General features: G+C 39.1%; 9 protein-coding genes and 4 tRNA genes. 9 read left to right on the forward strand and 4 right to left on the reverse strand.

The features are described 5' to 3' along the window. Positions 1-2: 2 nt before the first annotated feature. From H5119_RS03465 to H5119_RS03475, 3 genes are all read right to left on the reverse strand, one after another. The gene (locus tag H5119_RS03465) at positions 3-2159 is read right to left on the reverse strand and encodes a response regulator (protein ID WP_182701230.1); all 2157 of its coding nucleotides are present in this window, start codon (positions 2157-2159) and stop codon (positions 3-5) included. Positions 2160-2252: 93 nt separating this feature from the next. Beyond that, the gene (locus tag H5119_RS03470) at positions 2253-2909 is read right to left on the reverse strand and encodes a response regulator transcription factor (protein WP_077536419.1); all 657 of its coding nucleotides are present in this window, start codon (positions 2907-2909) and stop codon (positions 2253-2255) included. 215 nt (positions 2910-3124) lie between these two features. Beyond that, on the reverse strand, positions 3125-3496 hold the full coding sequence (locus H5119_RS03475) for a histidine triad nucleotide-binding protein (protein ID WP_182701231.1): 372 nt from the start codon (positions 3494-3496) through the stop codon (positions 3125-3127). 91 nt (positions 3497-3587) lie between these two features. Between H5119_RS03475 and H5119_RS03480 the strand changes: the two genes are divergently transcribed. After that, the gene (locus H5119_RS03480) at positions 3588-4187 is read left to right on the forward strand and encodes a DUF2057 domain-containing protein (RefSeq protein WP_182701232.1); all 600 of its coding nucleotides are present in this window, start codon (positions 3588-3590) and stop codon (positions 4185-4187) included. Between the two features lie 217 nt (positions 4188-4404). Here the strand turns inward: H5119_RS03480 and H5119_RS03485 are convergent, their stop codons facing one another. Beyond that, the gene (locus H5119_RS03485) at positions 4405-6246 is read right to left on the reverse strand and encodes a M1 family metallopeptidase (protein WP_182701233.1); all 1842 of its coding nucleotides are present in this window, start codon (positions 6244-6246) and stop codon (positions 4405-4407) included. Between the two features lie 142 nt (positions 6247-6388). Here H5119_RS03485 and murB point away from each other — a divergent pair, with 142 nt between their 5' ends. The 8 genes from murB to H5119_RS03525 form a co-directional block, all read left to right on the forward strand. Continuing rightward, the gene (murB, locus tag H5119_RS03490; protein WP_182701234.1) at positions 6389-7399 is read left to right on the forward strand and encodes a UDP-N-acetylmuramate dehydrogenase; all 1011 of its coding nucleotides are present in this window, start codon (positions 6389-6391) and stop codon (positions 7397-7399) included. Beyond that, positions 7396-8388, forward strand: coding sequence for a bifunctional biotin--[acetyl-CoA-carboxylase] ligase/biotin operon repressor BirA (birA, locus tag H5119_RS03495; RefSeq protein WP_182701240.1), 993 nt, complete (start codon positions 7396-7398; stop codon positions 8386-8388). The genes murB and birA overlap by 4 nt, the downstream gene beginning before the upstream one ends. Beyond that, positions 8385-9095: a type III pantothenate kinase gene (locus tag H5119_RS03500; protein WP_182701235.1), complete on the forward strand. Its 711-nt coding sequence runs from the start codon at positions 8385-8387 to the stop codon at positions 9093-9095. The genes birA and H5119_RS03500 overlap by 4 nt, the downstream gene beginning before the upstream one ends. Positions 9096-9221: 126 nt before the next feature. Further along, a tRNA-Thr gene (locus H5119_RS03505) sits at positions 9222-9297 on the forward strand. A 40-nt stretch (positions 9298-9337) separates the two neighbouring features. After that, a tRNA-Tyr gene (locus H5119_RS03510) sits at positions 9338-9422 on the forward strand. A gap of 44 nt (positions 9423-9466) precedes the next feature. Further along, a tRNA-Gly gene (locus H5119_RS03515) sits at positions 9467-9541 on the forward strand. An 11-nt stretch (positions 9542-9552) separates the two neighbouring features. After that, positions 9553-9628: transfer RNA gene (locus H5119_RS03520), tRNA-Thr, on the forward strand. A 128-nt stretch (positions 9629-9756) separates the two neighbouring features. Next, positions 9757-9935 (forward strand): GTP-binding protein (locus tag H5119_RS03525; protein WP_259398941.1); only part of this gene is annotated, 179 nt, incomplete at its 3' end.

Raw genomic sequence — 9935 nt, forward strand, 5'->3', positions numbered from 1 at the left:
TTTCACTCTAACTGCCCGCGTACAAACTTTAAATATTCCTCTAAGCTTTTTTGCCATAGTTCTAGCGCTTCGTTAAGTGAATTGTTGAGAGGTTTTTTATCGAGTAAACGGCGCTCTATTTTCTTAAGCTCAATGCCATAGCGATTAAAACCAAGTTGCAGAGCGGTACTTGCTTGGCGATGTAAAAGTTTAATGCATTGCTCTGGTTGCTGAGCGATCAAATTTTGGCAGCGAATAAGTTTATTACGTGCCGAAAGCACAAATTCATTATAAATCGACGACACCTCATCTTCACTAAATGAACTTGTTAGTGTTTCGGCGGCTGTTTTGTCGTATAGCGTATCTATTAATTCAACGGTAATGTTAGCTGTTTGATTTGATTGGGAGTCACTAAGTGCTTGGCGAAGCTTCTGATGCTTAATTGGTTTGCCGACTATATCTTTTATTCCTAATTCTAAATACTCTTTAACTTCGTCAGGACTAAGGCTGGCAGTAAAAGCAAGTACTGGGGTTCGCTGATTTTTGTGATCAATGCGTTTTAGGCGTTTTAGTACTTCTTGACCGGTTAAGTCAGGTAAGTTCATATCAAGTAGTACTACGTCAAAGTGATGAGCTTGCATAAGCTCTATTGCGCTTTTCCCGTCTTTTGCTAGCTTAATTTTATGTTCGTCGTCGGCCATAAATTCTATAGCAATTTTTTGGTTTAAATCTAAATCTTCTACAAGCAATATATCAAGGCCTGTTAAGTAATCTTTAGTTTGATGACGCTGCTCTACTAAACTCAGTTCGCCCAAAGTAAACGTTACGGTAAAGCTAAATACACTGCCTGTACCGAGCTGGCTATCAATTTCTAATCGGCTGCTTAGTTTTTCAAGTAAGCGACTGGTTATTGCTAAGCCAAGACCGGTGCCGCCTTTTTCTTTTCCGGCGCTGCTTTGCACATAAGGTTCAGTTAAGTAGGCTATTTCTTCGCTTTCAATACCAGGCCCAGAGTCTTTCACGCTAATTTTTAGTGTGTGCTCAAGCTGTTTTTCTAAAACTAAATCAACTTGAATTTTGACGCATCCGTGGTCAGTAAATTTAATGGCATTACCGACTAAATTAATAATAATTTGCCTAAGTTTTTGCTGATCGCAATAGTAGCAGGCTTGTTCGGGAATATTACATGTCAATTCAAATGTAAGCTGTTTTTGTTCGGCAAGAGGACTCAGTAATAAACACAGATTGTTAAGCCAAGTTTTAAATTCTATGTCTTCTTCGTAAAGGGCTTCGTCACTTTGATCTAAGCTTGCATAATCAAGCACTTTGTCGACTAGTAGGTTAAGTGACTCGGCAGAATTTATAATCGCCTCGCAATAGGCTTTATTGCGGGTATCGCTGGTTTGGTTCATGACCAGCTGGGCACTGCCTAAAATACCGTTAAGGGGAGTGCGTATTTCGTGACTTATGGTCGATAAAAAGAGTCCGCGTATTTCTAGATCTTTTTGTGCTTTATCGGCTAATTTATTGAGGTGCTGCTCTCGACGTTCGTTACATAATAGCGCCATTCCTGCAGCATAAAACATAGGCGCAATAACACCATTTAAAAATAGCAACGAACTAAACCAGCCGCTTGTGAGTAAGCTTTGTTCTTCAATGCTGTCCATAAATAATGACCGCCCAATAAAGCCAAATGCAACAAGGCTTAAAATGATAATGTATAAAATACTGCCGTTAGGGTAGGGTTTACGGGCAAACTTAATAAAAATAAACAGTAAGAATCCGGCTTCTGCTATGTGCTGAATGTCTGATGCAACGACTCGCTCATGCAAAGATGGATCAATAAAGGTGTAATAGCCCAGTATTAACATACTAAAAGCGGTAACAGAGCAAAATAGCTTGAAACCAATTCCTTGGTAGTTCAAAAATTGGCTCAGTGATAAGCAATGTACAATTGAGGCTGCGAACATCATGCTACTGGAAATGCTAATAATCGCTAGATTGTGCGTGTTGCCTATTATAGTAAAACCAATAATAGAGCTTAATAATAAAACAGGGTAAAAAATATAGAGTAATGTGCCAGGAATTTGCTTATTTGTGCGCCAAGTTAAAAAGTTGAGCAAGGTCATTACAATCATAATAGCTATGCTGGCAAAATAAAGAGTAAAAGAGTCGAGCATCAAAGTTCCAGCAGATTGGTATAATTTTAAATGTTATCAGCACATACAAAAACAGACACTTAAGGTGTCTGTTTTTAATAAAACGAAATGTTTTTAACGAATTTCGTCTGGTATGTTTTGCTGTGCCCAAGATAACAACTCAATACGGTTACGGCATTTTGTTTTTCTAAATGCGCTGTATAAGTGTGTTTTTACTGTGTGTGGGCTAATGCTAAGCTCTTCAGCAATTTCTTTATTTTTAGAACCATTACTCATTAACGAAATAATTGCTTTTTCTCGCTTAGTGAGTTTAACAGGCTCTATATCACCTTCGGTAAGCTTATGAAGCGCGTCTTTATTAAACTGCAACATACGGTTTAATGCATTACACATTATGTCGCGACGATACCAAAGCTGATCTTCCATTAGTAGGCGAATACCTTTCATTAATACATCCGCGTTATCGGTCGTATAAAATACGCCGCGAATACCACTTAATAAGGCGCGGTTCGCTAGCTCTGGGTTTTCATCTAAGTTAAATAATATGATATCGCATTTGATACGTAGGTTGACTAGCTGTTCTTTTAACTTCCCCCATGCATCTTTGCTTGATGTTTCAATAAACAGTAATCGAGTTCCTTCAGGTATATCTAAAATATTAGTACCTGTGGTTACGTCAAGGCCTTGTGTTTTTAACAAAGGTTCTAAAACGTTAATGCCAATAGTGTTAATTGGCTCTTTATCTAATAGCAAAAAGGCAGAGCTGCTCATGTTTTTTATACTCTTATATGAAGCTGACTGATTAAGTTTATCACGATTCCCACACCTTTAGTATTAGAAATATGGTGTTTTACTTAAAAACAAGTACGATTTTACGGTTATTTAAACACAAAATGTTGCAAATAAGTAATTTTTATTCACTTTGTGACAGCGATTTTTATAACACTTGTAATTTCATTCTGAATAAAATACCAAATATGCTTATTTTATATAATCACTTTTTTAGTATCTTGGTATGGAGGCCAGCCCATTTCTTTGCCTGCGAGCATGTGTAAATGTATGTGGTATACAGTTTGCCCACCATGTTCATTGCAATTCATAACAACGCGGTAGCCGTCGTCAGCAAAGTTGTTTTGCTTGGCTAGTTTTGCGGCAACAGTGTACAAATTACCAACTAAGTGTGAGTTTTCATTATTTATATCATTTATAGTGGCAATTTCTTGCTTGGGAATAATTAATACATGAAATGGCGCTTGAGGATTAATATCTTTAAACGCAAGTGTGTCATCGTCTTCGTAAATGATATCAGCAGGAATTTCACGATTTATTATTTTAGTGAAAATAGTCTCTTGGCTCATATTTGTTCCTAATTAAGTGTTGCGAAGTTTAAACTCACTAATGACAAACTTTCAAAGCAGTGTCAAACTGAAATTAAATAAAGGAGCTAATATGCGTAAATTAATGTTTTTAAGCAGTGCAGTTGCATTGTTGTTTAGTGTATCGAGTGTGGCAGAGAATATTCATTTTCCTGAAGAGTTTGTGCCATTACAAGTAGGTGAGCGCATTATTGAAAGCTCATTATTTAGCCGTGTTGATGATTTAGAGCTTGCGCCAGGAACCTATCAGTTAAGGCTAAAATACACTGATTTATATGAGGATGATTACGATACGCACGAAGTTGTTGAGTCGGAGCCATTTTGGGTTGATGTGACGATAGAGGCAGGTAAAAATTATACGTTAGTATTTAATCGTGCTAGCAATGCGATATCAGCAAAAGCATTTGCACAAGCACCAGAGGTAAGCCTAAAAACAAAAGATAACCCACTAGCGGTACCGCTTGAGACAATCTCTAACAGTGAGTTGGCGAGTGCGATGCCAGCTAAGTTGGCTGCTGCGCATCAAACCAGCCGATTAAAACCTCAAGTGATTAAGCCAATAGCGCCGATTAACGGAAAAGGCATGCCAAGTGCGGCCGATATGCTTGATTTTTGGTGGCAACAAGCAACACCAGCTCAGCAAAAAGCATTTTTAGAAAAAGTAACAAAATAAAGTTATTAAAAAAGGGCCAAATTGGCCCTTTTTAGTTTATTGGTAATACCAATTACATTAATTAGTGATCTATTATAGTGATAAGAAAACAGCTCAATAACAAGGCTAAAATTATGATACATAGTTGTTCTATATAAATAATTTTTAACGTCGTTAGTGAGTTATTTAATACGCTAGAATGATCATGTTTTTAATAAAATTGGTATAACACTATTATTTATTCAAATAATGCGTCAATGGTGCCTTGTGCAAGCGGGTGATAACCCGGACGTGCTTTTAAGTACACGCTTTGCGCCCAATCTTTTTTACCGTTAGTGATCAGTGATTTATACAAAGGTACAATTAACTTGCGACGGCCTATGCCAGATAAGTGCGCATCAAGTGCAGGGTAAATTGGTTGATAGCCATTACCTACAGCAAGCATAAACCATGCAAATGCACGCTCAGCATTGGTTGATTGCGTTAAGTTAAACGCATTATCTAGCTCTTCCATATGCTTTTGGCTTAAATCGCGTGGTAAGTTATTTAAAAAGTGTAGCCATTCATGAACAGACCAATCAGTAGTTGGTAATTGAGCAGCCGTTGTGTCGCCTTTTAACCATGCTGCTGTTGCAGCGTCTACTTTATCAAATGCATCAGAAGTAGGATTTGGCGCATCATTTGGTAAGCCTGGTTCAAAAATCCACTCATTTACTTTGTCCATGCTTACAACGCCCGGATACTTTTCAATTAAGTTAGCTTTTATATAAGTTACAAATTGCGCAGTTGTCAGTGATTTAAACGAAAACTCTTTAAAATATGCTTTTACAAATGGGTCAAACTTGTCACGACCATATTTGTTTTCTAGGTAGATTAAAAATAACTGACCTTTAGTGTAAGGCACTGAGCTAAACGCATCGTCTGGATCGCGGCCATTAAGTTTTAAGTTAAGGCGGGTGTCTGGCGCATCAATGGTTTTAAGCTGAGCGCGAAGACCTGCAGAATCTAATGCTTGTTCCATAACAGCGCGGTCACGGCCAAACACTTCTTCCATAATGCGGTTTTCAACGTATGAGGTAAAACCTTCGTTTAACCATAAATCTTCCCATGTTGCGTTAGTTACTAAGTTTCCAGACCAAGAATGAGCAAGCTCATGCGCAATTAAGTTAACTAAGCTTTTGTCGCCTGCCACTACGGTAGGTGTAATAAACGATAAACGTGGGTTTTCCATGCCACCAAACGGAAAGCTAGGCGGTAGCATAAGTAAGTCGTAACGGCCCCAAGCATATTCGCCGTACATCGCATTGGTTTTGTCTATCATCGCTTGAGTGTCGTCAAACTCAGCAACTGAGGCTTCTAAAATGGTAGGCTCTGCAAAAATACCAGTTTGATGTGACATGGCTTTAAATTCTAAGTTACCTGCGCCAATAGCAATTAGATAAGGTGAAATAGCTTGCGGCATAGCAAAGTGGTAATCGCCATCTTTATAAAGTGCGTCTTTATTGTCGGCACTCATTACAGCGCGAATGTCTTTTGGTGTATGAATACGGGCAGAGTAAGTTACACGCATTGCTGGCGTATCTTGTACAGGGATCCAACTACGTGCATGAATCGCTTGCGATTGGCTATACATAAATGGGTGCGTTTTACTCGCCGTTTGCTCTGGTGTTAACCATTGCAGACCAGATGCTTCTGGGCGGCTGTTATAGTAAATACGGGCTATTTTAGCTTGGCTTTTGAACTTAATAGTAAGTTTTGAGCCTTTCACACCGTCACGTTTAGCTAAATCGAATTTAGCTTTGTGCCAATTACCGCTTTGGTCTTGGTACATTACTTTATCAATGTCTAAGTCACGGGTATCAAGTACGAGTGTTTTGCTGTTGCTGTTGTTCCACTGAAGAGTGTGCTCAACAAAACCTTCTAACTGCTTGTCAGCAAAATCGACATCTAAATCAAGGCTTAAGTGAGTAGTAATAACGTCATCAAGATTGGCGTATGAGTTTTGATCAATCGCATTAGCCATTGCTTGCGAACACATACCCGCCATAGCGAGGCTTAAAAAAAGAGGTTTAATTTTCATAATTACCCTGAACACAAATAAAAAGTGCTGGTTTTATATCATGATTGAGTAAGAGGGTTGAGCAATTTTTACATTCTGATGCGCAATTTGCGACGATGGGGTAAACTATCACGATTAGTTACCGGTATATTTAGAGAGCTTTGTGGCACACGCATTACAACATTTACATACATTTGCATTAAAGAATCAATGCCAAAAATTTGTTGAAATAACTCATCTTGATCAACTAAAAACACAAAGCTTTACGCTACCTTTTTGCTTATTAGGTGAAGGCAGTAATACTGTATTTTTGAACGATTATCTTGGTAGCGTTATTAAAATGGCGACCAAAGGCATTAAAATTAATGAACGCGAGAACGATTATTTAATTTGTGTTGCAGCAGGCGAAAATTGGCACCAATTAGTGAGTCATTTATTAGATAAAAACATCCCAGGGCTTGAAAACTTAGCACTTATTCCTGGTACTGTTGGTGCATCACCAGTACAGAATATTGGTGCATATGGTGTAGAGCTCGCCAAGTTTATAGAATCAGTTGAGTATTTTGATATAGCTAATAAAGCGATGATGACGTTAACTAACGAGCAGTGTCAATTTGGCTATCGCGATTCTATTTTTAAACATGCGTTAAAAAATAAAGCGGTTATTACACAGGTGTATTTTGCCATACCTAAAAAATGGCAACCAGTTTTAAGTTATGGCCCGTTACAGCAACTAGCTACTATTACGCCTCGTGCAGTGTTCGATCAAGTAATACAAACGCGCAATAGCAAATTGCCAAACCCTTACATTTTACCGAATGCAGGCAGCTTTTTTAAAAATCCTATAATAACCAACCAACAGCTGGCTGATCTATTAAAGTCGTTTGCAGATTTACCTCATTACAAATACGGGCAAAACCATCATAAGGTAGCGGCAGGTTGGTTAATTGACCAGGTCGGTTTAAAAGGGCATAGAGTAGCGGGTATTGAGGTGCATAAGCAGCAGGCCTTGGTACTAGTTAATCATGGAAATAGTGAAGGAAGCGACCTCATAACGATGATTAGACATATTCAACATACCGTGTTTGCTAAATATAACATAGTGCTAGAGCACGAAGTGCGCTTAATTAATAAAGATAGCGAATGCCAAATATATGGAGAGCCTGCACAGTGAAAGTACCTGATGGTAATAAACTCGCCATTTTAAATGCCTTAAATCAAGGTGGCTTCGTATCTGGCCAAGGACTGGGTGAACAGTTAGGTATCAGTCGTGCAGCAATAAGTAAGCATGTGCAAAGTTTACAAGATATGGGGTTAGATATTTTTAAAGTAACAGGTAAAGGGTATCGCTTAAATAACTACGCAGGACTTTTAAACCAATCAAAAATACAACAACATTACACGGCATTAGGTGCACAAACAGCGAGTGTAGAAGTGCACCCTATAATTGACTCAACTAATAGTGAGTTAATGCGCCGCATACAAAGTAAAACAGAGCTTGAATCAGGTACTGTAATTGTTGCTGAAATGCAGCAAGCAGGACGAGGGCGTCGTGGACGTGTATGGCAATCGCCATTTGGTGCCAATTTGTATTATAGTTATTTTTGGCGATTAGATGATGGTATTCAAGCTGCAATGGGCGTATCTATTGCTGTTGGCTTAGCTGTATATGATGCTATTAAAGCGCTTTATAGTATTGAAGTAGAACTGAAGTGGCCAAATGATATTTACTTGAATAAGCAAAAGTTAGCTGGCGTATTGGTTGAACTTGATGGGCAGCCACAAGGGCCGTGTCAGCTCGTAATAGGTATAGGTATAAACCTACAAATGCCACAGAGCTTTAGCCAACATATAGATCAAGCATGGACTGATTTAAGTCAACATGCTCAACAGCTCGATAAAAACCAGCTGGTGGCATCGCTTACCTACTATTTAGAGCAGCGCTTGGTTCAATACCGTCAAACTGGCTTACATGCTATGTATGAGCAATGGAATTCGCTTAATGCATTTGCAGGAGAGTGCGTTGAGCTAAATACAGGTCATAGAAGCTGGCGTGGAATATGTGAGGGAATCGATCCACAAGGAGGCATACGGATTCGACAAGATGGCGAAGTGAAAAGCTATTACGGGGGCGAAGTCTCCCTTAGAAAGGCACAAATATGAAATTACTGATAGATGTGGGTAATACATCGTTAAAAGCTGTACTTTGGCATAACGAACAATCACAGCCAGCAGATATAAATAACCTACCTTGGTTAAAAATCACCGAAGTGATTTATGCCCGTGTAGGGCGCAGTGATTTACTAAACGATATTCTCACGCAAGCGGCAAGTAATAATATTACTTGCTTTGAAGCCAAGGTAAGCAAAACACTTGGAGATCTTATATGCGCTTACGAGCATGTGGGTAATTTAGGTATAGATAGATGGCTGGCATTAATCGCTGGATTTAAACTATACCCTAACAAAGCATTTATAGTTGTTGATGCGGGCACCGCAACCACAATTGATGTACTCAATTGTGAAGGGCTGCATTTGGGTGGTTGGATTTTACCCGGGCTTGATTTAATGACCTCATCGCTTACACAAAACACCCAGGGTGTTTTTGATGATGGTAAAACTCCATTTACCAATGAACTGGGTAAAAATACGCCTAATGGTTTAAAAAATGGTGCTTTAGTCGCAACCATAGGGGCAATTGAACAAGCCAAGTTACATTTAAATGCCCAAAAAGCAGACCAAGCAGTGCAGATTATTTTTGCTGGGGGCTATGGTTCTCTATTACAACAGCAATTTGAAGGAAGTATTTTTGATTCATTGCTCGTAATGAAGGGATTAAATTATTGGCGCGAACTAAGCAAAACAGCATAAAAAAGCACAAAAAATGTGTTTTCGCATGAATATTGAGCATTTAAACTAAAAAATTACACTTTTTTTGATTTTATAGTTGCATCCCAATAAACCTTACTCTAATATCTCGCCCCGTACTAAAGCAGTGCCGACTTAGCTCAGCTGGTAGAGCAACTGACTTGTAATCAGTAGGTCAACCGTTCGACTCGGTTAGTCGGCACCACTTTCCTTTTACCGGAAGTGAATTAGTAGAGAATTATCGTGGAGGGGTTCCCGAGCGGCCAAAGGGATCAGACTGTAAATCTGACGGCTCAGCCTTCGCTGGTTCGAATCCAGCTCCCTCCACCACTTTATTCTTGACGGTTAGAGGTAGTTTAAGAACAGATTTTTATGCGGGCATCGTATAATGGCTATTACCTCAGCCTTCCAAGCTGATGATGCGGGTTCGATTCCCGCTGCCCGCTCCAGTTCTTGTGTTGCTGATATAGCTCAGTTGGTAGAGCGCACCCTTGGTAAGGGTGAGGTCGGCAGTTCGACTCTGCCTATCAGCACCAGTCCTAAGAATCTCCTTGATTACTTCCTTTATCTGTCAGAAAATACTATTTGAAAAAATTAACTTAATCTACCTCTGGTGGATTATTTTCATATGTAATTTAGATACACAAAACTGATAGGTTCCGTCATGGCAAAAGAAAAGTTTGAACGCGTAAAACCGCACGTAAACGTTGGTACAATCGGCCACGTTGACCACGGTAAAACTACACTAACTGCAGCAATCACTAACGTACTTGCAAAAGTATACGGCGGTGTTGCTAAAGATTTCGCATCAATCGATAACGCTCCAGAAGAGCGCGAACGTGG

It is taken from the genome of Pseudoalteromonas sp. SG45-5 (assembly GCF_014164085.1).
GTDB classification, from domain to species: domain Bacteria; phylum Pseudomonadota; class Gammaproteobacteria; order Enterobacterales; family Alteromonadaceae; genus Pseudoalteromonas; species Pseudoalteromonas aliena.

Bases quoted from the DNA above. Each gene is read 5' to 3' on its own strand.
- H5119_RS03485 (WP_182701233.1), bottom strand. From the start codon at position 6,246: ATGAAAATTAAACCTCTTTTTTTAAGCCTCGCTATGGCGGGTATGTGT.
- H5119_RS03480 (WP_182701232.1), top strand. From the start codon at position 3,588: ATGCGTAAATTAATGTTTTTAAGCAGTGCAGTTGCATTGTTGTTTAGT.
- H5119_RS03465 (WP_182701230.1), bottom strand. From the start codon at position 2,159: ATGCTCGACTCTTTTACTCTTTATTTTGCCAGCATAGCTATTATGATT.
- H5119_RS03500 (WP_182701235.1), top strand. From the start codon at position 8,385: ATGAAATTACTGATAGATGTGGGTAATACATCGTTAAAAGCTGTACTT.
- H5119_RS03470 (WP_077536419.1), bottom strand. From the start codon at position 2,909: ATGAGCAGCTCTGCCTTTTTGCTATTAGATAAAGAGCCAATTAACACT.
- H5119_RS03475 (WP_182701231.1), bottom strand. From the start codon at position 3,496: ATGAGCCAAGAGACTATTTTCACTAAAATAATAAATCGTGAAATTCCT.